The organism is Rathayibacter sp. VKM Ac-2928 (assembly GCF_022815545.1).
GTDB lineage: Bacteria > Actinomycetota > Actinomycetes > Actinomycetales > Microbacteriaceae > Rathayibacter > Rathayibacter festucae.
Genome location: NZ_JALGRU010000001.1, coordinates 237393 through 261694, shown reverse-complemented (window position 1 = coordinate 261694; position 24302 = coordinate 237393). Strand labels below are relative to the sequence as shown.

Here is a 24302-nt window from a genome sequence, read left to right as displayed (position 1 = left end):
GAGCGCTCCCTCAGACTCCCGCGGGCCGCCGCCGGAGCGTGGCGACCGCGACTCCGGCCAGCGCGATCGCGCCGCCGATCAGCGCGGCGGTCGGCGGGGTCTCGGCGAGCAGGAGCCAGGACAGCAGCACCACGACGGCCGGGACCGCGTAGGTGGTGGCGGCCGTGCGGCCGGCACTGGAGCGGGAGAGCACGTAGCCCCAGGTGGTGAAGGCGACGGCCGTCGGGAACACGCCGAGGTAGACGACGGCGGCGATCGAGGAGGCGGGCGCGGCCTGGAGGGAGGCGAGCAGCTCCGGGGCGAACGGCAGGCAGGCGACGGTCGCGGCCAGGCAGCCGATCCAGGTCATCGTCATCGCGTCGACGTGCCCGAGCAGGCGCTTCTGCAGCGTCGCGGCGCTGCCGTAGAGGACCGCTGCGGCGAGGCCGAGGACGACGCCGATCACGTCGAACTGCCCGGAGGAGGTCGAGAACGCGATCACCGCGACTCCGGCGAGCGCCACCGCCATGCCGCCGAGCAGCCGCCGCGGGAAGCCCTCGCCGAGGAGGAGGCCCGCGAGGACCGCAGTGATCATCGGCGCGATGTTGACCAGGAGCGCCGCGGTGCCGGCGTCGACATGCCGCTCGGCCGCGTTGAGCGCGAGGTTGTAGACGCCGAACCAGGCGACGCCGCAGACGAGCACGAGCAGGAGGATCCGGCCGCGCGGCACCCGGCTGCGCTCCGGCCGGTCGCCGTGGCGGCGTGCCGTGATCACCAGGCGCACCACCGTCAGGGCGATCGAGCCGACGACGATCCGGCCGAGGGTGAGGGCGCCGGGGCCGAAGTCGTCCGCGGCGAAGCGGATCCCGACGAAGGCCGAGGCCCAGAGCAGCACCGTCACCGCGATCGCCGACCAGAGCAGGACCGCGTCGCGGCGGCTCGGGGCGGCGGTGGTGCGGGAGGGCGCGGTGCTGGTCATGGACTCATCGTGGCGGGACGGCGGGCGTCAGCACCAGTCCACGGTTCTACCGGATCGTGCAGTGCGGCTTCATGATCGCTAGGGTCGGCGCATGCTCGACGTCCAGCGCCTCCGCGTCCTCCGCGCCGTCGTCGCGGCCGGTTCGATCGTCGGCGCCGCGTCGTCGCTCGGCTACACGCCCTCGGCGATCAGTCAGCACCTCGCCGCGCTGCAGCGCGAGACCGGGCTGACCCTGCTCGAGCGGGTCGGTCGCGGGGTCCGGCCGACCGCCGCGGGCCGCACCCTCGCCGAGCAGGCCGACCGGGTGCTGGAGCGGCTCGGCGAGGCGGAGGCGGTCGTCGCCGACCTGCGCGCGGGCCGGGCCGGGCGACTCTCCATGACCTACTTCGCCTCCGTCGGCAGCGCATGGATGCCCGAGGTCGCGCGGCGGCTGATCGCCGGCTTCCCGCAGCTGGCACTCGATCTGCGCCTGGGCGAGGAGGTGGCGGAGGACCCGGCGGAGCGGCCGGACGTGCAGCTGCTGGTCGCCGAGCCGGGCGGGTCGGCGGACTCCCCCGGGTTCACGGCGCACCATCTGATCGACGACCCGTACCTCGCCGTGCTGGACCGGTCGCATCCGCTCGCCGGGCGCGCCGAGATCGAGCTGGCCGAGATCGCAGGCGACCGCTGGATCGACAACGACCTGCCGACCGGCTGGTGCCGCCGGACCCTCGTCGACGCCTGCGCGGCGGCGGGGTTCACGCCGCGCTTCCACGTGCAGGCGAACGATCACGTGACGGCGGTCGCCTTCGTGGCGGCGGGGATGGGGCTCACGGTGCTGCCGGCGCTGGCCGCCCAGCCCCTGCCGGCCGGGCTCGTGGCGGTGCCGCTGGTGCGGCCGCGCCCGCTGCGGTCGATCCACGCGGTGGTGCGCGGGTCGGTGGCGTCGTCCGCGCCGGTGCGCGTCGCGGTCGCGGCGCTGGTGGAGCTCGCGGGAGCCGGCTCCGGGCGGTGAATCGCGCCGCGGATGCCGCGGGGCGCGCCGATACTGCGCTGCACAGGCCGGTTCGCAGCAGCGGGGAGCACGATGGCCGCGTGACCTCCGTCGAATCCGTGACCCGCTCCGCGCCCGCGCTCGGCGGGCCGCGCATCCTCCGCCAGCGCTGGACCGAGGCCGCCTTCCTGCACTGGCGAGTCGACCCGGCGCTGGTCGCGCCGCACCTGCCGCCCGGAGTGCGCCCGGACGAGCACGACGGCGCCTCCTGGGTGGGCCTCATCCCGTTCCGGCTGTCGCGGACGGCGTTCCTCGGCGGGCCGCGCGTGCCGTGGCTGGGGACCTTCCCCGAGGTGAACGTGCGGCTCTACTCGATCGACCGGCACGGGGGACGCGGGGTCGTCTTCGTCTCGCTCGAGGCCTCGCACCTGCTCCCGGTGCTGACCGCGCAGGCCGTCTTCGGCCTGCCGTACCGCTGGGCGCGGATGGGGATCGAGCACCGCCACGGAGCGGTCATCTACACGACCGAGCGGATCGGCGATCCCGCCGCGCGCTCGCGGATCGTGGTGCGGCCGACCCCCGGCACCGACGCCTCCGAGGACCCGATCGGCGGCTTCCTGACCTCGCGCTGGGCCTATCACGAGCGACACCTCGGCTCGACCTGGTACGGCCGCAACCGGCATCGGCCGTGGCCGCTGCAGCGGGCGGAGCTGCTCGCGCTCGACGACGGGCTGCTCGAGGTCGCGGGCTTCCCGGGGCTGGCGACGCGGACACCGGACTCGGTGCTGTACTCCCCGGGCGTGGAGACGGTGTTCACGGTGCCGCGGCGGGTGTGATGCGGGCGCCCGTACCCTGACGGCATGCGTCCGTCCGCGACCGTTCCGCTCCGCCTGATCGGCGCGCTCGCTGCGCTGCTGACGCTGGGCGGCTGCACGACCGGTGGGTCGCCGGCCCTGTCGGGACCGCGGCCTGCGTGCCGCTCGTGCGGGTCGAGCCGGCGGTCGTCGCTCCGGGCGGGACGGTGACGGTGGTGGTGAACGACGATTGCGATCGGGACGCTCCGGACGGCGGCTGGGTCGTGGTCGCGGCGCCGGTGGGGCCGGGTGAGGAGGACCGGGTCCGGGTGGGCGTCGACGGTCGGCTCTCGGAGGGGTTCTCGGCCGAGGTGCGGATTCCGGAGGACTTCCCCGTCGGCGAGGCCTTCGCAGGTATCGACGCGTGGGACTTCTCGGCGTGCTCCGACGGCGCGAGCTGCGCGAGCCCGACCGGGGGCTTCCGGGTCGCGATCGGCGGGTGACGACGGCTCCGGAGTGGCGCGGCACTCCTCCACAGGGACGACTTCGGCGAGTTCTCTGACGATCCGTCGGAGGAGGCGACCGCGCGTCGGTGGTCTCTGGAACCATTCTCGTATGGTTCAGAACGAGGACGGGGAGCGACCCCACGAAGGGCGCGCGGGCGCGGATGCTGCGCTCGCCTCCGCGGTCGATGCGGTGTGCGCGGCCGATCCGCTCCGGGCGCGAGCGGAGGCGCAGCGTGCCGAGCTGGTCGAGCGCGCCCGGCTCGCGGCGGCGGCCTCGTACGAGGTGCTCGTCGATCCGCTGGTGCGCAGCCGCGCGGAGCGGCGGGAGGCGGCGCAGCGGGCGCTCGTCGCCGAGCTCGCCACCGCGCTGCGGATGTCGGAAGCGCACGTCTCCGGGCTGATCGAGGAGAGCCGGCTGCTCGTCAACGAGCTCCCGCTCACCCTCGCCGCGCTCCGCGAGGGTCTGATCTCGCCCGAGCACGCGCGGGTGATCCTCCGCGCCGCCGCCGAGCTGCCGCCCGAGGTGCGCGGGCGCCTCGACGAGGAGGCCGCCGTGGTCGCGGCCGACCGCACTCCCCCGCAGCTGCAGCGTCGCCTCCGGACTCTGCGGGAGCGACTGCATCCCGAGTCGACGACCGAGCGCCACCGCCGCTGCGCCGCGCGGCGAGACGTCTGGCTCGACGACGGGAGCGACGGCATGGCCACCCTGCTCCTGCACCTCCCCGCCCCCGAGGCGCACGGCGCCTTCGACCGCATCGACCGCGCGGCGCGCTCCCTGCGCGAGCTGCCCGGCGAGAAGCGGACGATCGGGCAGCTGCGGGCGGACGTCGGAGCAGCGCTCCTCATCGACGGCGAGACCGACGGCGCCGAGCGGCGCTCGACCGGCACCGCCGTCCCCGTCGGGATCCGGCCGCGGGTCGCCGTCACCGTCCCCGTCCTCACGCTCCTCGGCCGCTCCGACGAGCCCGGCACCCTCGAGGGCTACGGGCCGATCGACCCCGAGACCGCGCGCCGGCTCGCGGCCGATGCGCCCTCCTTCACGCGGATCCTCACCCATCCGGAGAGCGGCGCTGTGCTCTCCGTGGGACGCACCTCGTACCGGGTGCCCGCCGATCTGCGGCGCCACCTGCTGCACCGCGACGAGACCTGCCGCTTCCCCGGCTGCACGCGCGCGGCCTCCGCGGGTGACGTCGACCACGGCGTCGAGTGGCAGCACGGCGGCCGCACCGACGCCGACAACCTCGCCCACCTCTGCCGCCACCACCACAGGCTCCGGCACACCAGCACCTGGCAGGTCGAGCACCGGCCCGCCGGAGTCCTGCACTGGACGAGCCCGACCGGCAGGCGGCACGTCACCCACCCCGCGCGCACCGGGCCGCCGAGAGGCCGCGCGGCACCGGACAGAGAACCGGACGCCGTGAAGAACGAGTCACCGCCGTTCTGAGGTCGGGAGGGTGTCGATGCGAGGATCGGAAGGGGGACGTCTTCAGCGAGAGAACGGAATCGGGGGTCATCGGTGATCGCTTGTTCGACGCGCCTGATCGAGGTCGTCCGCGAGGGCTGGGAGATGGACTGCTGCGGCGCGCCGTTCGCGGTAGGTGACCGTGCCACGTGGTCGCTTCTGAGCTACCCGGCCCGACCGACGGGTCCGGCTCGCTACGCGGAGGAGCACCACCAGGCTCTGCCCAACGCACTCACGGTGACCGGGGTCGTGCGCGGGATCGTCGACGAGACCGTGCTCGGCGCGATCCCGGCGATCGGCGAGGGCGGCGTCCTCGTCCCCGACCCCTCCCAGCGGAGGCTGCGGCGACTCGCGTCCTGGGACCGCTCCACCGGCGGCGCGACCCTCCGCGTCGCCCTCGAGATCGACGCGGACGCCGAGCTCCCGCCGCCGTGCGAGCCGCCGGAGTCCACCCCCGACACTCGGACGCCGGACCCGGAGGTCGTCGCCGCTCTGCACGCGCTGCTCGTCCGCCTCCACGACGCGTGGCGCGGCCGGATCGGCATCCGGTCCGCCGACCGCGGCAGGAAGGCGAGCATCGTCCCGCACACCGCGGGCGCCGGCGAACTGCACTGGGCACTCGGGCCCGAGCACCTCGTCGTGAACCTCGGCGACGACCGCGTGATCCTGTCCGGCGATCTCGAGGGCGTCGCCCGGCTCGAGGTCCTCGCCGACGAGGTCGCCCGCGGTGTCGCCCGTCAGGACCCGCCGATCACGAGTCAAGGGGTCCTGCTGATGCCCGCGCGCAGGCGTAGGGTTCCCACTTCGGCCTGGTGAGACACTCGGCTCCCGCACTCGGCTTCCACGACCAGCAGAGGACGAACCACATGCCCACGACACCGACCGCCGTGCTCTTCGACATCGACGGCACGCTCGCCGACACCAACTTCCTGCACGTGGAGGCGTGGTCGCGCGCCTTTTGGCAGGCGGACCTCGACGTCGCGACCTGGCGGATCCAGCGGGCGATCGGCGCCGACTCGTCGGAGCTGCTCGACCTGCTCCTCGAGGACGACGTCGACGACGACGCGCGCACCCTGGTGAAGGGCCTGCACGCGAAGAACTACGCCGAGGCGTCCGCCCGGATCGCGCTCCTGCCCGGAGCGCGCGAGCTGATCCGGGCGCTCGCCGGACAGGGCGTCCGCATCGTGCTGGCGACCTCCGCGCCGCAGAACGAGCTGGAGATCCTGCTCGACGTCCTCGACCTCGGCGACGCGGTGCACGCGGTGACGAGCGGCGAGGACGTCGAGACCGCGAAGCCGTCGCCCGATGTGATCAGCATCGCGCTCGAGCGCGCCGGCGTCTCGATCGATCGCGCGATCATGATCGGCGACGCGACCTGGGACATCCTCGCCGCCGAGCGGGCCGGCCTCGCGACGGTCGCGGTGCAGTCGGGCGGCACCGGCGAGCACGAGCTGCGCGAGGCCGGGGCCGTCGCGGTCTACGAGGACGCCGCGGCGATCCTCGCGGACCTCGAGGGCGGACCGCTGGCGAGCCTCCTGCGCTGACCCCGGGAGGAGAGCAGGGAGGCCCGCCCCGTGGTCAGCTCTTCGGACGCCTCCGCAGCACGAGCAGCGTGATGCCGATCGCCGCGACGACGGCGACGAGCGCGCCGCCGATCCAGAGCACGTCGCCGAGCAGCGCCGGGTCGGACCCGGTCGCCGCCTCGGCCTCGTCAGCGGACGGCGCCGAGGCGTCGGATACCGCGACGGTGCCGTTGCAGTCGGGGACCGACTCCGATCCCTCGGCGAGGGCGACGTCCGCTCCCGGCTGCCAGTCGAAGCCGTACTGCCCGGAGACGGGGTGCCCGTCGGTCGAGACGACCTGCCAGGTCACCTCGTAGGCACCGGCCGCGCCCAGCTCGAGCGGCATCGACGCCTCCGGTCCGACGACGCTGACGCAGCCGTCGCCGTAGTAGAGCCCGTCCGGCCCGACGACGCGCAGGGCCGCCGCGGCGCCGTCGTTGCCGAGGACCAGCAGGTCGTCATTGGTCGTCAGAGCGAGCGTGCCGGGCTGCTCGGTCACCGTCGAGTCGACGGCGGGCGTCGTCGAGACGAGGTAGTTGTGGGCGCTGGCGGGCGCCGCCACCGCGACCGAGCCGATCAGCCCGATCGCGGCGGCGGCGAGGACGAGGCGTCCGCCCTTCCGGTGGGCGACCGTCACGCGGACGCCTTCGGGCTGCGGCGACGCGAGGCGAGACCGAAGGCGACGCCGACGGCACCCAGGACGAGTCCGCCGACGCCGAGGACGCGCGCGAGCACGTCGTCGCTCTGGCCGGCCGCGGTGGTGGCGGAGGCGGTGGTCGCGACCGCGTCGTCACCGTCGCCGTCGTCGTCGTGGTGGCCGGAGCCCTCCATCGCCGCGGTCACGGCGACGGTCGGCGCGGGCAGCTCCGGCTCGTCCTCGCCCTCGACGGTGGGCTGGTCCCAGGCGGTCGAGCCGGTCTCGCAGGTCTGCAGCACCGGGAACTCGAGGGTCGAGCCGGCCGCGTCCTCCGGCAGCTGCAGCTGCAGCGAGACGGTGTCGCGGTAGCCGTCCGCGAGCGCGGTCTTCGCGGTGTAGACGACGTTGGAGACGCGCTGGGTCGCGGTGTTCCCGTGCGAGTCGGTCACCGGGTCGGCGATCTCGACCTCGTTCTTCACGACGTCCCAGTTGGGGTTCACGGTCGGGCTGACCGAGTTGATCCCCTCGGGGATGGTGATGCTGAGGCCGGTCGTCGGCGAGCCCTCGCAGCCGTGGGCGAGCGAGAAGGTGACGACCGTGTACGAGCCGGCGGCCGTGCTCGAGGCCGCGGCGGTGACGTGCGCGCTCGCGGCCGTCGGAGCGGCCAGCGCGAGGGCGACGGAGCCCGCGGCGACGAGCGCACCGCCGCCGACGAGGCGGACGCGGGAGGAGAAGGCGGAGGCAGAGGAGGAGGTGCGGGTGGTGGTCATGATCGTGAGGAGTCCTAGCGGGAGTCGGCGCAGCCGCGAGAGGGCGGCACCGAGAAGGGTGAGGGCGCAGCGCGGGATCGCGGTGCGCGCGGGCTCACCGGCGGACATGGCCCACTCGAGCGGGCGGGACGTCAGACGGCGAGCAGGGCGCGCGCGGGCGGGCCGCGGTGCCGCAGGACCCGCAGGACCGCGTCGAGGGCGCGGGGCGCGCTCGGCTCGACGGCGCCGAGGACGGCCACCGAGGCGCCGAGCGGTGCCAGCAGGGCGGACGCTCGCGCGACCAGGCGCACGACGACGCGCAGCACGGCGGTGCCGAGGGTCCAGAAGACGCGCTCGCCGTGGCGGAGCGCCGCGACGGTGACGACGGCGGCCACCAGGTGCGAGAGGAGCATCAGCGGGGTGTGCGCGGCGTGACCCGACGCCCCCGCGATCAGCTCGACCGTTCCGCCGCCGTGGAAGTGGCCGCCGGCGGTGGCGCCCACGACGCTGACGTCACCGCCACCGCCGGTCACCAGGAAGAGGGAGTGGTAGGCCAGCTGGCTGAGCAGCACCGCCACCGCTAGGCGCGCGAGCGAGAGCGTGCGACCGGCGAGCAGGACGCAGACGACGGCCGCGAAGGCGGTGGCGAGCGCGAGGATCGCCGGAGCGGGGGCCTCGGCGCCGGCGAGGGTGTGCGAGGCGGCGGCGGTCGCGGTCGCGGCGACGGCGGCGACGACTCCGCGTGCCGTCCGTGCCCTGCGCGTCTGCACCTGCTCGACTCCTGGTCTCTCGTGTCGCTGGTCTCTCGTGACGCACCGCGTGCGCGGACCGACATCCAGGGTAATCGCCCTGCCTCCGCCGTTATGAACCCGTGACCCGATTGCTCCGATCGATTCCAAACCCCCTCGGGGAGGGCTCCGAAGACTGTTCAACGGCCGCGAAACGGTCCACACACAGCCAGGTCCTCCGCATCCCGTGGGGGCCGTATCACGAAGGAGCATCTCCATGCGATCCACCAAGCGCACCACCCTCGCCGCGTTCGCCCTGCTCGGCACCGCCGCCCTCGGCCTCACCGCCTGCTCGTCCGGCGCCGGCACCACCGACGCCGCCAGCGACACCGCTTCCGAGATGTCGACCCCGATGATGACCGAGTCCGCCACCCCCATGGCGACCATGGACCCGGCCGCCAACCTCGTCGGCTCCGGCTGCGCCGCGTACGCCGAGCAGGTCCCGGACGGCGCCGGCTCGGTCGGCGGAATGGCCCTCGACCCGGTGGCCACCGCCGCGTCGAACAACCCGCTGCTCACCACCCTAACCGCTGCGGTCTCGGGTCAGCTCAACCCCGACGTCAACCTCGTCGACACGCTGAACAGCGCCGAGTTCACCGTCTTCGCCCCCGTCGACGACGCGTTCGCCAAGCTCGACGCCGCGACGCTCGAGACGCTGAAGACCCCCGAGGGAGCGGCCACGCTCTCCTCGATCCTGACCTACCACGTCGTCCCCGGCCAGATCGCCCCTGACGACATCGACGGCACGCACGCCACCGTCCAGGGCGGCGACGTCACCGTCACCGGTTCCGGCGACGACATCATGGTCAACGACTCCAAGGTCATCTGCGGCGGCGTCCAGACCGCCAACGCGACCGTGTACCTCATCGACACCGTTCTGACCCCCCCGGCCTCCTAAGCCGGACGCGGTCGTCAGACCGCACGCACTAAGAAACGCCGAAGGGCGGGCACCTACCGGGTGTCCGCCCTTCGGCGTTTCAGGGCTCTCGCGCGAGAGCTCTACTCGCCGGCGCTGATCTCCGCCAGCACCCGGTCGCCCGGGTACGCCTGGATCATGTCGGCGCGGATCTCGGCGCGCTCGAGCAGCTCCTCCATGCGGTGACGGCGGTTGCGCGTGATCAGCGTGACGACCGTCCCCTTCTTGCCCGCGCGGCCGGTGCGGCCGGAGCGGTGCAGGTAGGTCTTGTACTCGTCGGGGGCGTCGGCCTGGATCACCAGGTCGATGTCGTCGACGTGGATGCCGCGCGCGGCGACGTCGGTCGCGACGAGGACGTCGACCCGGCCGCTGGTCAGCAACGCGAGGTTGCGCGTGCGGCGGGACTGGTTGAGGTCGCCGTGCAGGCTGGTCGCCGGGATGTCGGCGTGCTCGAGCTGCTCGGCGAGCTGCTCCGCGAACGCGCGGGTGCGGGCGAAGATCAGCGTCTTGCCGGCGCGCGCCGCGAGCTCCTCGATGATCGCGCCCTTGTCGCGGTGCTCGATCAGCAGGACGCGGTGGTCGATGCTCGAGGACGCCTGGTCCTCGCCCGCGACCTCGTGCACGCTCGGCTCGACGAGGAACTCGTCGACGAGCGTCGCGACGCCCTTGTCCAGGGTGGCCGAGAAGAGCAGGCGCTGGCCGCCGCGCTTGGTCTGGCGGAGGATGCGCTGCACCGGCTCGAGGAAGCCGAGGTCGCACATGTGGTCGGCCTCGTCGAGGACGGTCACGGTGATGGTCGAGAGGTCGAGGCGACCCTGCTCGATCAGGTCCTCGAGGCGGCCCGGCGTGGCGATGATGATGTCCACGCCGCGCTGGAGGGCGCCGACCTGCTTGTACTGCGGCACGCCGCCGAAGATCGTCGCGGTGAAGAGGCCCACGGAGCGGGCGATCGGCTGGATGGTGCGGTCGATCTGCATCGCCAGCTCGCGGGTCGGCGCGAGGATGAGGGCGCGCGGGGCGCGGCCGGGCTTGCGGCCCTTGGCTCCGTCGTTCTCCATCAGGCGCTCGACGACGGGGGCGCCGAACGCGATCGTCTTGCCCGAGCCCGTCTTGCCGCGGCCGAGGACGTCCTTGCCGGCGAGGACCTCGGGGATCGTCGCGGCCTGGATCGGGAACGGCGAGGCCGCACCCATCTGGGTCAGCTGGCGGACGATGTTCGCGCCGAGACCGAGGTCGCCGAAGCTGACGCCCTCGACGTCGACGGCGAGCGTGGCGGTCGCCTCGAGGCGCTCGAGCACGACGTCGTCGGCCTGGTGCGAGGCGCGGCCGTCGCGCTTGGGGTAGAAGTCCGAGCCGGAGTCGCGGCGCGGGCCGCGGTCGTTCCGGTCGTAGCCGCCGCGGGCGGGGCGCTCGGTGCCGCGGTCGAAGCCGCGCGCCGGGCGCTCGGTGCGGTCGAACGAGCGGGCCGGGCGGGCGTCGCGGTCGAAGGAGCGCGCGGGGCGGTCCGTGCGGTCAAAGCTGCGCGCGGGGCGGTCGGAGCGGTCGTAGGAACGGGCCGGACGGTCGTCGCGGTCGTTCGAGCGGGCCGGACGCGCATCGCGATCGAACGAGCGCGCCGGGCGGTCCGTGCGGTCGAAGCTGCGCGCGGGGCGGTCGCTCCGGTCGAAGGAACGCGCCGGACGGTCGTCGCGGTCGTTCGAGCGGGCCGGACGGTCGGTCCGGTCGTAGGAGCGGGCCGGACGCGCGTCGCGGTCGAAGCTGCGCGCGGGACGGTCGCTCCGGTCGTAAGAACGCGCCGGACGGTCGTCGCGGTCGTTCGAGCGCACGGGACGGTCCGTCCGGTCGTACGAGCGAGCCGGACGGTCGTCGCGGTCGTAGCTGCGGGCCGGGCGGGACTCGCCGCGGTCGTTGCCGCGGGACTCGCCGCGGGTCTCGCCGCGCTCCGTCAGCTTGGCGGCGCGCTCCTCGGCGTTCCAGCGCGCCTTCTTGGGCGCGTTCTCGTCGACGGGGCGGTAGCCGCGGTGGCCCTCGCTGCGCGAGCCGGTCTTCGGCGCCGCGAAGCGCGGGCGACCGCCGAGCTGCGACTTGCCGCTCGAGGCGCCGAAGCGGTTGGGCTCGAAGTTCTTGGCGGGGCGTCCGCCGGCGGGCTTCTTGTTCTTGGGCATGGCTGCTTCCTGGGTTCAGGTCTTGCGCGAGCAGGCACACGCCGATCGATCACCCTCGTGGGGTGCGAACGGACAGGGCGCTGCGGGAACCCGGGTGAGTCGCTGCTCTGAGACGCTGACCGGGGCCGATTCACACATGTGATTCATCTCGCGACGACTGTCGGAGATCCGGCCCGCTTGACTGACAAACCCATCCGCGCGGCGACGCACGGAGTCAAGAGCCGACCCAGGGAGTTTACACGCGACCCCGGGCGCTGGCTAGGGCACCGGCAGCCCGCCCGCTCAGCTCGACGCCCGCCGCGCCCGGTACGCCGCGACGTTCGCGCGGTTGCCGCAGTTGCCGGTGTCGCAGTAGCGCTTCGAGCGGTTGCGGGAGAAGTCGACGAGCACGGCCTCGCAGTCGTCCGCCGCGCAGATGCGGATCCGGTCGCGCTCGTCGCCGCGGATCACGTCGACGAAGCCCATCGCCGCCTCCACCACGATGCGGGTGGCCAGCGGGCTCTCGTCGCGGGTCGCGTGCAGGTGCCAGCCGAAGATGCCGTGCCGCACCAGCTGCGGCAGCGCGCGGCCGTCCTCGAGCATCCCGTTGACGACGGCGACCAGGTCCTCCTCGGCGCGGCTGCGCCAGAGCGAGCGGAGCGGCGCGCGCACCGAGCGCACCGCCTCCAGCTCGGCGGTCGAGCCGTCGCGGCTGCCGGTGTAGCGGTTCTCCAGCAGGAACTCGTCGAGCTGCTCGATCGACGCCATCTCGTCCTCGCCGGACTGCGACAGCTCGGGGAGGGTGTTGACCAGGACGGCCGTCGAGGTGAGGGCCGCTTCCACGTCATAGGCGAAGACCATGTTGACTCCTGACACGTTCGCTCAGTACTGTCACGAGCATAACGACTTTGACTCCTGAAAGAGGCTGACGTGACTCCCACTGCGCCACCGCGGCAGCTCGGCTCCGGCCTGCTCCTGGCCCTCGCCGCCGCCGCCGCGTTCGGCCTGGGCGGGCCCTTCGTGAAGCCGCTGCTCGAGGCGGGCTGGAGTCCCTCCGCCGCCGTGCTCTGGCGGGCCGGCGGTGCGGCGCTGATCCTCGCGATCCCGGCCGCGCTGTCGCTCCGCGGTCGCTGGCACGTACTGCGCCGCAACCTCGGCACGGTCGGCCTCTACGGCGTCTTCGCCGTGATCGCCGCGCAGCTCTGCTTCTACAGTGCGATCGAGCACATGTCGGTCGGCGTCGCGCTCCTGATCGAGTACCTCGCTCCGGTGTTCCTCGTCCTCTTCGCCTGGGCGCGCACCCGCCGCCACCCCGGGCGCTTCACCCTCGCCGGCTCGGCGCTGGCACTGGCGGGCCTGGTGCTGGTGCTGGACCTCTCGGGCGAGTCCACGCCGGAGCTGGTCGGCGTCGCCTGGGCGCTGACCGCGTCGCTCGGCCTCTGCGTCTACTACGTGATCGCCGGCCGGATCGACCCGGAGCTGCCGCCGATCGCGCTCACCGCGGGCGCGATGACGGTCGGCGCGGGGCTCCTGCTGATCCTCGGCGTCACCGGGCTCGTGCCGCTGCGGGCGACCTTCGGCGACGTCGTCTTCGTCGGGAACGACGTGCCCTGGTTCCTGCCCGCGGCGGTCATCCTCGGCATGTCGACGGTGCTCGCCTACCTGCTCGGGATCGAGGGCGGCTCGCGGCTCGGCACCCGGATCGCCTCCTTCGTCGGGCTGACCGAGGTGCTGTTCTCGATCGTCGCCGCCTGGGCCCTGCTCGGCGAGCTGCCGGCGCCGATCCAGTTCGGCGGTGGGGCGCTGATCCTGGTCGGCGTGGTGCTCGTCCGGCTGCAGGCGGAGGCGCCCGGCCCGGTGGCCGAGGAGCGGCAGGAGAGCGACGACCGGCCTCCGGTACCGCTGTCCACCCCCTGATCGCGGGGCCGCTCTAGGCGGGCGCCGCCTTCTCCCTTATGCTCGCCTCACCCATGCGCGAGCCCAGCCGACCCACGCGACCGATCGCCCTCTCGTCGGCGATCCTGACGCTGCTCGCGGTCGGCCTCGCCGGCTGCTCGAGCGCCCCCGTCTCGCAGCCGATCGCGCAGGCGGCCGGAGCCGCCGCGGTCACCGCCTACGACGACGTCCCCGTCACTGCTGACCTCGTCTACGACGAGGCGACCGGCCAGGCGCTCGACGTCTGCTCGCCCGTCGACGCGGCGGCCGGAGCCGCCCTCCCTGCGGTGCTCGTCGTGCACGGCGGCAGCTGGACCCGCGGCGACAAAGCCGACCCGAACTGGCGCCCGCTCTGCCAGTGGCTCGCGTCCGAGGGCTTCGTCGCCGTCTCGGTGAACTACCGCCTCGCCCCGGCCGACGTCTTCCCCGCGCAGATCGAGGACGTCTCGGCCGCCCTCGACTGGATCCTCGAGCCGGCGCAGACCGAGCGCTTCGGGATCGATACGTCGAGGGTCGCCGCGTTCGGCGGCTCGGCCGGCGGCAACCTCGTCTCCCTGCTCGGCACCGACGACGCACTGACGGCCGACGACGCCGGCACCTCGCGCCTCGCCGCGGTCGTCGACCTCAGCGGCCCCGCGGATCTCACCGCGGCGGGTCTGGCGGACGACGACCCCATCGTCGGGGTCGGCGCGGCGGTCCGCGGCTACCTCGACTGCGCCGACCTCGACGGTTGCGCCGTCGCCGAGGAGGCCTCGCCGATCACGCACGTCGACGGCTCCGAGCCGCCCTTCCTCATCGCCCACTCGGCCGGCGAGCGCGTGGCGCTCAGCCAGTCGCAGGACTTCGCCGAGGCGCTGGACGCGGCCGGGGCGAGCGTCGACTTCGTCCTCGTGCCCGGCACCCGGCACTCGATCGCGATGCTCGACGACTCGCTCCGCCGCACCGTCGTCGACTTCCTGCACGAGCAGCTCGACGCGCCGGGCGAGCAGACGCTCTCGCTCGAGCCCGCCGCGCAGACCGAGCCGGCCGCGGCGCCGTCGTCATGACCGCCGCGGTCGTCGTCCGGCTGGAGCGGCCGGGGACGGAGGCGCTCGCCTCGCTGCTCACCGCCGACCTTCCACCGCACGCCCGGCTCCTCGTCGCCCGCGACCGCGACGCGCAGCAGCCGATCGGCGTGCTGGCGCTGACGCCCGGTCCCGACGACTTCGCCGAGCTGCTCGCCCTCGAGGTGGCCCCGGAGTCGCGGCGGAGCGGAGTCGCCCGCCGGCTCGTCGCCGCCGCGCTCTCCTACGCGAGCGTGCAGCGCATCCGCACGCTCCGCTTCCGCGTGCCGGTCGAGGCGGAGGCGGCCCTCGCCGCCGCCCGCGCGCTCGGCTTCACCGAGATCGACGGCTTCGGCGCGCACGTGGGCGACGACTCGGGCGTCTGCTTCGCGCGCTCGGTGCGATGACCGACGCCGTCTCACCCCGCGACCTGGTCGCCTCCGCGCTCCGCCGCGAGCGCGGGCGCCTCGGCCTGAGCATCTCCGAGATCGCCCGCCGCGCCGGGATCGCGAAGTCGACGCTCTCGCAGCTCGAGGCCGGCGAGGGCAACCCGAGCCTCGAGACGCTCTGGGCACTCGGCGGCGCACTCGGGGTGCCGTTCTCGCACCTGGTCGAGCCGCCGCGCCGCTCCGTGCAGCTGATCCGCGCCGGGGACGGGCCGCGCATCGCCTCGGCGGCCTCCGATTACGCCGCCACCCTGCTCAGCGCCTGCCCGCCGGGAGCCCGCCGCGACGTGTACCGCCTCACCGCCGAGCCCGGAGCCGCGCGGAACTCGGAGCCGCACGCCCGCGGCACCGTCGAGCACCTGATCCTCGCCACCGGACGCGCCCTGGTCGGTCCGGCCGACGCCCCGGTCGAGCTCGCGCCCGGCGACTGCCTGTCCTACCCGGGCGACGAGCCGCACGTCTTCGACGCCCTCGAGCCCGGGACGAGCGCCGTGCTCGTCTCGGAGCAGGTCTGAGAAGGCGCTCGCGCTCAGTCGAAGGCGCAGGCCGTCTCGTCGGACAGCGCGCGGCTGATCCGCTCGCGGTGCTCCGCGCTCATCGGCGGCAGCGCGTCGGGGGCGAACCAGCCGACCTCGGTCGACTCGTCGTCGGCGACGTGCGCCTCGCCCGAGAGGTAGCGGGCGCGCAGCACGTGGTCGAGGTACTGCGCGCGGTCGCCGTTGGAGTACTCCATCGGCGGCAGCGTGTGCAGCCAGACGACGCGCTCGACCTCGATCTCGACGCCCGCCTCCTCCAGCGCCTCGCGCCGCGCGGTGCCGGCGACCGTCTCTCCGGGGTCGATGATGCCGGTGACCGCGGTCCAGGCGCCGGTGTCCGCGCGCCGGACCAGGAGGACCTGGCGGACCGGCTCCTCGCGGACGATCACCGCGGTGACGCCGGTCAGCCAGAGCAGCTCGGTGCCCACCTGCTCGCGGAGCCGGAGGACGAAGTCGGGGGTCGCCATCGCGCGCGCTCCCGCGCCTAGCTCGCGAGCGCGCCGGCGTCGAACGGCTCGGGACGGAAATCGAAGGCGACCACCCCGGCCGTGTCGAGCAGTGGGCCGACGAGGCCCTTGAAGGCGTCGTGCGCGGGATCGAACAGGCCGGGCCCGTCGACCGCCGGGCGGCCGATGTAGTAGTTGAGGTCGCCCTCGGACGCGAACGTCAGCAGGAACGCGCGGTCGAAGCCCTCGCCCGCGCCCTCGGTGCTGAGCTGCGGGCCGTTCTCGATCGAGACGATGTACGGGCGGCCGTCGCGCAGGCACTCCTCGCCGAGGGCGAGGAACGCTGCGATCACGCCGTCCACCTCCGCGACGAGCGCCGTCGGCCGGAAGCGGAACAGCACGATGTGCCGGATGGTGCCGGGCCGGTGGTCCGCGGCGACGAAGCGCTCGGGGCCGATCTCGGCGATCGCGCGAGCGGCGCGGTCCGGGCCGCTCGTCCAGCGGGAGCCGATCGTCTCGGGGGCCGCCGCGACGACCTCCGCTGCCGTGGTCTTCACTGCCGGGGTGCTGAATCCTGTGTCGCTCATGCCGACGCCTCTCCGGCGCGGGCGGCACGCCGCCGCTCACGATACCCCTCGACCAGGTTGTAGACGACCGGCAGCACGACCAGGGTGAGCACCGTCGAGGACACCAGGCCGCCGATCACGACGATCGCGAGCGGCTGCGAGATGAAGCCGCCGTGGCCTGTGATGCCGAGCGCCATCGGCAGCAGCGCGAAGATCGTCGCGAGCGCCGTCATCAGGATCGGCCGGAGCCGCCGCTCGGTGCCGTGCAGCAGCGCCTCGCGCACGGGCATCCCCCGCTCGCGGTACTGGTTCACCAGGTCGATCAGCACGATCGCGTTGGTGACCACGATGCCGATCAGCATCAGCACGCCGATCAGCGAGGGCACGCCGAGCGGCACGCCGGTGAGCACCTGCAGCAGGATCGCGCCGGTCGCCGCGAACGGCACCGACACCAGCAGCAGCAGCGGCTGCAGGAGCGAGCGGAACGTGGCGACCATCACGACGTAAACGATCAGGATCGCCACCAGCAGCGCGATCCCGAGCTGCGAGAACGCGTCGCTCTGGTCGGCCGTGACGCCGCCGAGCGAGGCGGAGACGCCGGCCGGCAGCTCCGTGTCGTCGATCGCGCTCTGCACCGCGACGTTCGCCGAGGCGAGATCGTCGCCCTCCGGCGTCACCGTGATGGTGGCGGTGCGCTGTCCGCGCTCGGTGGTGATGCTCGCGGGCCCGTCGGTCCGCTCGACGACGGCGAGCGAGGAGAGCGGCACCGTGCCGGTGCGCGTCGGGATCTCCAGGGCCGACAGCTCGTCGAGGGTGGCCGGCGGCTGCGCGTCGGCGAGGTAGACGGAGAGGGTGCGGTCGTCGATCACGACACTGCCCGTCTGCGTCGGCTGCAGCGCCTGGCTGACCAGCGTGCCGACGGCGACCTCGGTGAGCCCGGCGTCGGCGGCGGCGGCGCGGTCGACCCGCACCGCGATGTAGGGCAGCGAGGAGGAGAGGTTGCTCTCGGCCTGGCTGATGCCGTCGGTGCCGCGCAGCGCCGTGAGCAGCGCGTCGTTCGCGCTCTGCAGGTCGCTCTGCGAGGCGGTGGAGAGGTCGACCTCGATGTTCGAGGAGGCGCCGAAGCCGGAGGACGCGGCGACGCTGATGTCGTCGGCCGAGGCGACCGAGCCGAGCGCCGTGCGGACGTCGGCCTGCACGGTCTCCTGGTCGGCCGACTCGTCGGTGGTGACGGAGTAGCGGATCGAGGTGCCGCCGCCCCCGCCGCCGAACGCGCTCTGCAGCCCGCCGCCCGCCGAGCCGATCGAGAGCTGCACGGTCTGCACGCCGCCGACCTCGAGGATCGCCGCGCTGGCCTGCTGCGCGGTCGCGTCCTGCGCGTCCAGGCTCTGGCCGTCGGGCACGGTCTGGGTGACGGTGAAGGTGTTCTGACCGCTCGCCCCGAGGAAGTTCGTCTTCATCAGCGGGTAGAGCGCGCCGGTGCCCACGAGCACCAGCAGCGCGAGCAGGACGGTCGCGACCGAGTGCTGGAGGGTCCAGGCGATCACGGGGCCGTAGACCCGCTGCAGGCCCGCCGCGCGGCGGGGAATCGCGCGGGCGCTGTGGCGGGCGTGCTCGGGCTCGGGCTCGGGAGCCGGCGCGACGATCTCGCCCGCTGCGCCGCGCTCCTCGGCGAGCGCCGCCTGCGCCGCCTCGCGGACGCCGGGGCGCTTCGAGGGCCGGAGGAACCAGTAGGCCAGCACCGGCACGATCGTCAGCGCGACGAGCAGCGAGGCCAGCAGCGCGATCGACACCGTCAGCGCGAACGGCCGGAACAGCTCGCCGGTCGTGCCGCCGACGAACGAGATCGGCAGGAACACCGCGACCGTGGTGATCGTCGAGGCGGTGATCGCGCCCGCGACCTCGCGCACCGCGACCGCGATGGTCGCCGCGCGCTCCTCCCCCGCGTCGAGGTGCCGCTTGATGTTCTCGATCACGACGATGGAGTCGTCGACCACGCGGCCGATCGCGATCGTCAGCGCGCCCAGGGTGAGGATGTTCAGCGTGTAGCCCGCGGTCTGCAGGCCGATGAAGGTGATCAGGACCGAGGTCGGGATCGAGATCGCCGTGACCAGCGTCGAGCGCACCGAGAGCAGGAACAGCAGGATCACGAGCACCGCGAAGACGAGGCCGAGCGCCCCCTCCTGCGCGAGCGACTCGATCGAGTCCTGGATGTAGGGGGCCTGGTCGAAGACCGAGGTGAAGGTCGCGTTCTCGCCGAGCGACGCCTCGAGATCCGGCAGCAGCGCCGTGACGCCGGTGGAGACCTCGACCGTGTTCGCCGCGGGGAGCTTGGTGATCGAGAGGGTCAGCGCCGGCTGGCCGTTGACCCGCGAGATCGAGGTGATCGGGGCGTCGGTGACGGCGACGGCGGCGACGGAGCCGAGGGTGGGGGCGGTGGCGGGCGCCGTGGGAGCGAGGGCCGCGGCGCTCGCGGACGGGATCAGCGGCAGCGCCGCGATCGCGTCGGTCGAGTCGAGCTTGACGCCGGACTGCACCGAGAAGGTGCTGCCGTCCTGGGTGATCTCGCCGCCGGCGACCAGCACGCCGTTCTGCTGCAGCGCGGTGCGGATGTCGGCGGTCGAGAGACCCGCCGCGGCGAGCGCCGTGTCGTCCGGGGTGATCGTGACGCGCTGGGCGCTCTCGCCGACCAGCGCGACCTCGCGGACGCCGTCCACCTTCTCCAGGTCCGGGATGACGCTCGTGCGCAGCCGGTCGGCGAGCGCCTTCGCGTCGCCGTCGCTGGAGACGGCGAGCTGCAGCACCGGCAGGTCGTCGAACGAGCCGGTCACCACCTGCGGGTCGACGCCGTCCGGGAGCGTGCTCTTGATCCGGTTGATCGCCTGCAGGATCTTCTGCTCGGCGGTCGCCAGATCGGTGCCGTAGGCGAAGGAGGCGGAGATCAGCGACGAGTTCGTGGACGAGGTCGCGCTGGTCGTCTCGAGCCCGGGAACGCCCTGGATGGCGGTCTCGATCGGCGTCGAGACGTCGTCGTTGACCACCTCCGGAGCGGCACCCGGGTAGCTCGAGATCACCGCCAGCTGCGGGAAGGAGATCGACGGCGCGAGCTCCTGCTTCAGCCCGGTGAGGGCGACGCCGCCGAAGACGGCGATGACGACCGTGACGAGCGCGATCAGCGCCCGGTTCTTCATGCTGAGGACCGCGAGGAGATGCACGCCGTGAGTCTTCCATCAGCTGGCTGAGTATTCGTCCCCCTCCGGGAGGACCTGGAGGATCAGACGACGTCGGCGAGGTAGCCGGTGTCGGCCGCCGGGTGGCGCGCGACCTGGCTCCACGCGACGGCGAGCGCGTCCACGGCCCGGTCGGTGATCTCCGGCGAGTAGCCGATCGGGATGCGCAGGAAGCGCTCGAAGGCGCCGTCGATCCCGAAGCGCGGGCCGGCGGTGATCAGCAGTCCCGAGGTGCGGGCGGCGAGAGCGAGCTGCGAGCTGGCCGGGCGGCCGAGGCCGACCCAGGTGGAGAGGCCGCCGGAGACCCGCGGCACGCTCCACTCCGGGATCGCGCGGGCGAGCGCCGCCTCGAGGTGGTCGCGGCCGGCCCGCAGCTGCTCGCGGCGCAGCTCCAGCACGCCGTCCATCCGGCCGAGCATGTCGGCGACCAGAAGCTGCTCGACGATCGGACTGCCGAGGTCGCCCGCCGATCGCGCGGCGACGAGCTTCCGGATGACGCTCCGCTCGGCGCGGATCCAGCCGATCCGGATGCCGCCCCAGAGCGTCTTGCCGACCGAGCCGATCGAGATCACCGTGCCCTCGGGACCGTAGGAGGCGAACGGCAGCGGCGACATCCGCCGGTCGATGTCGAGCTCGGCGGTGGTCTCGTCGGCGATGATCAGCGTGCCCTGGCGCGCGGCGGCCGCGATCGCGCGCTCGCGCAGATCCACGGCCATCGAGCGGCCGGTCGGGTTGTGGAAGTCGGGCATCAGGTAGGCGAGCGTCGGGCTGGTGCCGCGGATCGCCGCGATCAGGCCCTCGCCGTCCCAGCCGTCGGCGCCGTCCACGTTGACCGGCACCAGGCGGGCGCCGGCGAGCCGGAGCGCCTCGTAGGCGTGCGGGTAGGTCGGCGCCTCGATCAGGGCGCGGTCGCCGCGGGCGAGCAGGGTGCGGGCGACGAGCGCGATCGCGTGCTGCGCGCCGATGGTCACCATGATCTGGCCGGGCTCGGTGCGCAGCCCGCGGCGGGTGTAGCGCTCGGCGATCGCGCGGCGCAGCAGCGGCAGGCCGACGGTGTCGTAGGAGCCGTCCTCGAAGTACTCCGGCGCGAGGCGCGCGGCACGGGCGTAGGCCTCGGCGAGCTCGGGCACCGCGGGCAGCGCCGCCTTGGTGAAGTCGACGAAGTCGGGCGCGAGGGTCGGCACGGCGTGCACCGCGGCGCCGGGGAGGCGGGTCGCGCTGCCGGAGCCGCGGACGCTGACGAGGTAGCCGCTGTCGCGCAGCTCGCGGTAGGCGGCGGCCACGGTGGTGCGGCTCACGCCGAGCCGCGCCGACAGCTCGCGCTCGGCGGGGAGCCGGCTGTCCGTCGGGATGCGGCCGTCGATGCTGAGCAGGCGGATGCGGTCGGCGAGGGCGAGGTACGCGGGCCGGGTGCCGCGCTGCTCGCGCCAGTCGCCGAGGAGGGTCTGCAGGGCGCGTACGCCGAAGTGGACATCAGCCATGCGTCCAAGATAGCCGGATTGGACCGCGCGAAGAAGGCCACTCCTGCGATGGGATTCTCGGCATGACGATCACCGCGCCCCTCGCCGTCCCCGCTCCCCCGGTGAGCCAGTGGCGGCTGCGACCCGTGCCGCGGCTACTGGTCGGGCTCGTGCTCTACGGCTTCGCCGACGCGATGATGATCCGCGCCTCGATCGGCGTGGACCCGTGGACCGTCTTCGCCCTCGGCGTCGCGCGCCAGACCGGACTGGGGATCGGACTGCTCACCAACATGATCGGACTGCTCGTCCTGCTGCTCTGGATCCCGCTGCGGCAGCGGCCGGGTCTCGGCACGGTGCTGAACGTGCTGGTGGTCGGCACCACGATCGGCGTCGGGATCGAGCTGCTCGCCGTCCCCGCCGAATGGTGGGGGAAGGCGCTGCTGTTCGCCGGCGGGCTGGTGCTGCTGGCCGTCGCGAGCGGGATCTACATCGGCGCCCGCCTCGGCGCCGGCCCGCGCGACGGCCTGATGACCGGCCTGCACAACCGCCTCGGGCTGCCGATCTGGGCGGCCCGCGGCGGCGTCGAGCTCACCGTGCTCCTGATCGGCTGGGCCCTCGGCGGCGACGTCGGCCTCGGCACCCTCGCCTTCGCCCTGCTGATCGGCCCCCTCTGCGCGGTGACGCTGCCGTTGCTGGGCGTCCGCCGCAGCTGACGGCGCTTCCTGATCGCGCGGCCTGCGCCTTCATGCTGATCGAGGAGCCCGCACAGCGGGCTCCCTTCATGCTGATCGAGTAGCCCGCGAAGCGGGCGTATCGAGATCCACCGTGGTGCAGACGGTGGGTCTCGATACGCCCCTGCGGGGCTACTCGACCAGCATGAGGGGGCCGCTCCGCGGCTGCTCGACCAGCATGTGGCTGCGCCGGCTAGCGCTTCGCGCTCAGCTCCGCGCGGGTGCGCTCGGCCTCGTCCGAGTCCTGGATGGAGGCGATGCCCTCGGTGATCGAGGTGCCCGAGGCGGGGGCCTCGTGCTCGTCCGCGCCGAGGGTGGCCTCGTCGAAGGGGGCGCGGCCGCCGAGCACCTCGCGGACCTGCACCATGTCGATCTGCTTGGTCCAGGTGCCGACGAGGAGGGTGGCGACCGCGTTGCCGGTGAAGTTGGTGACTGCGCGGGCCTCCGACATGAAGCGGTCGATGCCGACGATGACGCCGACGCCGTTGACCAGGTCGGGGCGGAAGGACTGCAGACCGCCGGCCAGCGTGGCGAGGCCGGCGCCGGTGACGCCCGCGGCGCCCTTGGAGGCGACCATCATGAAGAGCAGGAGCCCGATCTGCTCCGGGATCGACATCGGAGCGCCGGTCGCCGAGGCGATGAAGAGCGAGGCCATCGTGAGGTAGATCGCAGTGCCGTCGAGGTTGAAGGAGTAGCCGGTCGGGACGGTGATGCCGACGACGGGCTTGGAGACGCCCAGGTGCTCCATCTTGGCGATCAGGCGGGGCAGAGCGGCCTCGGAGGAGGAGGTTCCGACGATGAGCAGGTATTCGCGGGCCAGGTACTTCATCAGCGAGAAGATGCTGACGCCGGTGACCAGGCGCAGCAGCAATCCGAGGATGACGACCACGAAGATCGCGCAGGTGAGGTAGAAGCCGATCATCAGGGTGGCGAGGGCGACGACCGCGCCCCAGCCGGTCTTGCCGACCACCGCGGCGATCGCGCCGAACGCGCCGATCGGGGCGACCCAGAGCACCATCGAGAGGATGCGGAAGACGAGGACCTGGAGCTGCTTGATCGCGCCGAGGATCGGCTGGCCCTTGGCGCCCATCTTCTGCAGCGCGAAGCCGACCAGGAGGGCGACGAAGAGCGTCTGCAGGATGCTGCCGTCCACGAGCGAGGAGAACAGCGAGACCGGGATGATCCCGAGGATGAAGTCGCTGGTCGACTCGGCCTTGAGGTCGCTGGTGTCGTAGGTGGCGCTCGAGATGTCGAGGCCCTCACCCGGGTGCAGGATGTTGCCGACGACGAGGCCGATGGCCAGTGCGAAGGTCGACATCACGATGAAGTAGCCGAGCGCGAGGCCGCCGACCTTGCCGACCGTCGCGGCCTTGGCGATCGAGCCGATGCCGATCACGATGGTGCAGAAGATGATCGGCGCGATCATCATCTTGATGAGGCCCACGAACGCCTTGCCGACGGGCTCGAGCGTCGCGGCGAACGCGGGGGCGACGAGGCCGACGATCACGCCGGCGACGACCGCGATGATCACGGCGATGTAGAGCCAGTGGTTGCGGTCGATCCGCCGGCGGGTCTTCACGGGGGTGAGGGAGGGGCTGAGCCGGTCGGGGCCGCCGGGCGTCTTCGCCATGCGCGTGTCCTGTCTCTTCGTCGAGCTGGGAGGGGGTGAGACGATGCTCGCCCCCGCGGGTCGCCCGGCCGGTGTTGCGTTCATACTGTTCACGGACATCGAGCTGTTCACGGACGTCGAGGTCCAGGTCGCGGACGAGGAGGTCGGATGCCCGGAACGAGCCCCCGCGGCAGCATCGCCGCGCGGCTGTTCGCCGTGCAGCTGATCTGCATCCTCGTGATCGGCGCGATCGCGGTGCTGGTCCTCGCGTTCGACGCCCGCGGGCGCGCCGGCGACGACGCGGCCCAGCGGAGCCTCGTGGTCGCGCGCACGGTCGCCGACAACCCGTTCGTCCTCGACGCGGCGCAGGGCGCGGACCCGTCCGCCTCGCTCCAGCCCTACGCGGAGGAGATCATGGCCGACACCGGCGTCGACTTCCTCACGATCATGAACCCCGACCGCACCCGCTACACCCACCGCGACCGCGCGCAGATCGGCCTGCCGTTCATCGGCACCATCGCCCCGGCACTCGAGGGCCGCACCTTCACCGAGACCTACACCGGCACCCTCGGCCCCTCGGTGCGCGCCGTCGCGCCGATCGAGAGCGCCGACGGCACCGTCGTCGCGCTGGTCTCGGCCGGCGTGACCCTCAGCCGCGTCGACGCCTCTTTCCTCCCCCGCCTGCAGGTCGTCGCCGGCGGCGTCCTCGGCGCGGTGGCGCTCGGCGGCATCGGCTCCTGGCTGCTCGCCCGCTACCTCCGCCGTGTCACGGGAGGCCGGGGGCCCGAGCAGATGAGCCAGGTCTTCGCCT

The 24302-nt window shown here is 73.5% G+C and carries 23 protein-coding genes and 1 pseudogene; 13 read left to right on the top strand and 11 right to left on the bottom strand.

The features are described 5' to 3' along the window. Nucleotides 1-10 precede the first annotated feature (10 nt). The gene (locus MT350_RS01225) at nucleotides 11-958 is read right to left on the bottom strand and encodes a DMT family transporter (RefSeq protein WP_243615274.1); all 948 of its coding nucleotides are present in this window, start codon (nucleotides 956-958) and stop codon (nucleotides 11-13) included. Between the two features lie 91 nt (nucleotides 959-1049). Here MT350_RS01225 and MT350_RS01220 point away from each other — a divergent pair, with 91 nt between their 5' ends. From MT350_RS01220 to MT350_RS01195, 6 genes are all read left to right on the top strand, one after another. Continuing rightward, the gene (locus MT350_RS01220) at nucleotides 1050-1952 is read left to right on the top strand and encodes a LysR family transcriptional regulator (protein ID WP_243615273.1); all 903 of its coding nucleotides are present in this window, start codon (nucleotides 1050-1052) and stop codon (nucleotides 1950-1952) included. A gap of 80 nt (nucleotides 1953-2032) precedes the next feature. After that, entirely contained in the window at nucleotides 2033-2767 is a 735-nt protein-coding gene (locus tag MT350_RS01215; RefSeq protein ID WP_243615272.1) for a YqjF family protein, read from the top strand. A gap of 137 nt (nucleotides 2768-2904) precedes the next feature. Next, entirely contained in the window at nucleotides 2905-3228 is a 324-nt protein-coding gene (locus tag MT350_RS01210; RefSeq protein ID WP_243615271.1) for a hypothetical protein, read from the top strand. Nucleotides 3229-3340: 112 nt separating this feature from the next. Further along, nucleotides 3341-4675 carry an HNH endonuclease signature motif containing protein gene (locus tag MT350_RS01205; protein WP_243615270.1) on the top strand — a complete coding sequence of 445 codons (1335 nt, stop codon included), beginning with the start codon at nucleotides 3341-3343 and terminating at the stop codon, nucleotides 4673-4675. Between the two features lie 72 nt (nucleotides 4676-4747). Next, nucleotides 4748-5509 (top strand): DUF6578 domain-containing protein, encoded by a 762-nt coding sequence (locus tag MT350_RS01200; RefSeq protein ID WP_308197457.1) that lies wholly within the window; start codon nucleotides 4748-4750, stop codon nucleotides 5507-5509. Nucleotides 5510-5559: 50 nt separating this feature from the next. Beyond that, nucleotides 5560-6237 carry an HAD family hydrolase gene (locus MT350_RS01195; protein WP_243600475.1) on the top strand — a complete coding sequence of 226 codons (678 nt, stop codon included), beginning with the start codon at nucleotides 5560-5562 and terminating at the stop codon, nucleotides 6235-6237. Between the two features lie 34 nt (nucleotides 6238-6271). Here the strand turns inward: MT350_RS01195 and MT350_RS01190 are convergent, their stop codons facing one another. The 3 genes from MT350_RS01190 to MT350_RS01180 are packed head-to-tail and all read right to left on the bottom strand — an operon-like array spanning nucleotide 6272 to nucleotide 8411. Beyond that, complete coding sequence (locus MT350_RS01190) at nucleotides 6272-6892, bottom strand: copper resistance CopC family protein (protein ID WP_243600474.1); 621 nt, start codon at nucleotides 6890-6892, stop codon at nucleotides 6272-6274. Continuing rightward, the gene (locus MT350_RS01185) at nucleotides 6889-7770 is read right to left on the bottom strand and encodes a YcnI family protein (RefSeq protein WP_243615268.1); all 882 of its coding nucleotides are present in this window, start codon (nucleotides 7768-7770) and stop codon (nucleotides 6889-6891) included. Before MT350_RS01185 ends, MT350_RS01190 begins: the two co-directional genes overlap by 4 nt. Nucleotides 7771-7793: 23 nt before the next feature. Continuing rightward, the gene (locus MT350_RS01180; RefSeq protein WP_123444918.1) at nucleotides 7794-8411 is read right to left on the bottom strand and encodes a hypothetical protein; all 618 of its coding nucleotides are present in this window, start codon (nucleotides 8409-8411) and stop codon (nucleotides 7794-7796) included. 235 nt (nucleotides 8412-8646) lie between these two features. Here MT350_RS01180 and MT350_RS01175 point away from each other — a divergent pair, with 235 nt between their 5' ends. Then, a complete protein-coding gene (locus MT350_RS01175) occupies nucleotides 8647-9327 on the top strand; it encodes a fasciclin domain-containing protein (RefSeq protein ID WP_123444917.1) in 681 nt (226 codons plus the stop codon). Nucleotides 9328-9428: 101 nt separating this feature from the next. Here MT350_RS01175 and MT350_RS01170 read toward each other — a convergent pair whose 3' ends face one another. Both MT350_RS01170 and MT350_RS01165 read right to left on the bottom strand, forming a co-directional pair. Beyond that, complete coding sequence (locus MT350_RS01170) at nucleotides 9429-11510, bottom strand: DEAD/DEAH box helicase (protein ID WP_243615267.1); 2082 nt, start codon at nucleotides 11508-11510, stop codon at nucleotides 9429-9431. 282 nt (nucleotides 11511-11792) lie between these two features. Further along, a complete protein-coding gene (locus MT350_RS01165) occupies nucleotides 11793-12350 on the bottom strand; it encodes a CGNR zinc finger domain-containing protein (protein WP_123444915.1) in 558 nt (185 codons plus the stop codon). Between the two features lie 69 nt (nucleotides 12351-12419). On the opposite strand from MT350_RS01165, the gene MT350_RS01160 reads away from it, so the two are divergent. The 4 genes from MT350_RS01160 to MT350_RS01145 are packed head-to-tail and all read left to right on the top strand — an operon-like array spanning nucleotide 12420 to nucleotide 15428. After that, the gene (locus MT350_RS01160; protein WP_243615266.1) at nucleotides 12420-13406 is read left to right on the top strand and encodes a DMT family transporter; all 987 of its coding nucleotides are present in this window, start codon (nucleotides 12420-12422) and stop codon (nucleotides 13404-13406) included. Nucleotides 13407-13459: 53 nt separating this feature from the next. Next, a complete protein-coding gene (locus tag MT350_RS01155) occupies nucleotides 13460-14470 on the top strand; it encodes an alpha/beta hydrolase (RefSeq protein ID WP_243615265.1) in 1011 nt (336 codons plus the stop codon). Continuing rightward, complete coding sequence (locus MT350_RS01150; protein ID WP_243615264.1) at nucleotides 14467-14874, top strand: GNAT family N-acetyltransferase; 408 nt, start codon at nucleotides 14467-14469, stop codon at nucleotides 14872-14874. Before MT350_RS01155 ends, MT350_RS01150 begins: the two co-directional genes overlap by 4 nt. Next, nucleotides 14871-15428, top strand: a complete 558-nt coding sequence (locus tag MT350_RS01145; RefSeq protein WP_243615263.1) for a helix-turn-helix domain-containing protein — start codon at nucleotides 14871-14873, stop codon at nucleotides 15426-15428. Before MT350_RS01150 ends, MT350_RS01145 begins: the two co-directional genes overlap by 4 nt. A gap of 14 nt (nucleotides 15429-15442) precedes the next feature. On the opposite strand, the gene MT350_RS01140 is transcribed toward MT350_RS01145, so the two are convergent. The 4 genes from MT350_RS01140 to MT350_RS01125 are packed head-to-tail and all read right to left on the bottom strand — an operon-like array spanning nucleotide 15443 to nucleotide 21172. Beyond that, complete coding sequence (locus MT350_RS01140) at nucleotides 15443-15916, bottom strand: NUDIX domain-containing protein (protein WP_243600467.1); 474 nt, start codon at nucleotides 15914-15916, stop codon at nucleotides 15443-15445. 17 nt (nucleotides 15917-15933) lie between these two features. After that, nucleotides 15934-16482 (bottom strand): Dabb family protein, encoded by a 549-nt coding sequence (locus MT350_RS01135; protein ID WP_243615262.1) that lies wholly within the window; start codon nucleotides 16480-16482, stop codon nucleotides 15934-15936. After that, the gene (locus MT350_RS01130; protein ID WP_243615261.1) at nucleotides 16479-19676 is read right to left on the bottom strand and encodes an efflux RND transporter permease subunit; all 3198 of its coding nucleotides are present in this window, start codon (nucleotides 19674-19676) and stop codon (nucleotides 16479-16481) included. The genes MT350_RS01135 and MT350_RS01130 overlap by 4 nt, the downstream gene beginning before the upstream one ends. Nucleotides 19677-19735: 59 nt before the next feature. Then, a complete protein-coding gene (locus MT350_RS01125; protein WP_123734923.1) occupies nucleotides 19736-21172 on the bottom strand; it encodes a PLP-dependent aminotransferase family protein in 1437 nt (478 codons plus the stop codon). A gap of 62 nt (nucleotides 21173-21234) precedes the next feature. Between MT350_RS01125 and MT350_RS01120 the strand changes: the two genes are divergently transcribed. Next, nucleotides 21235-21864, top strand: coding sequence for a hypothetical protein (locus MT350_RS01120; RefSeq protein ID WP_308197456.1), 630 nt, complete (start codon nucleotides 21235-21237; stop codon nucleotides 21862-21864). Between the two features lie 211 nt (nucleotides 21865-22075). On the opposite strand, the gene MT350_RS01115 is transcribed toward MT350_RS01120, so the two are convergent. Beyond that, nucleotides 22076-23512, bottom strand: a complete 1437-nt coding sequence (locus tag MT350_RS01115) for a cation:dicarboxylate symporter family transporter (protein WP_243600464.1) — start codon at nucleotides 23510-23512, stop codon at nucleotides 22076-22078. Nucleotides 23513-23659: 147 nt separating this feature from the next. Between MT350_RS01115 and MT350_RS01110 the strand changes: the two are divergent. Beyond that, nucleotides 23660-24302 (top strand): annotated as a pseudogene (locus tag MT350_RS01110) (histidine kinase); the annotation flags it as partial.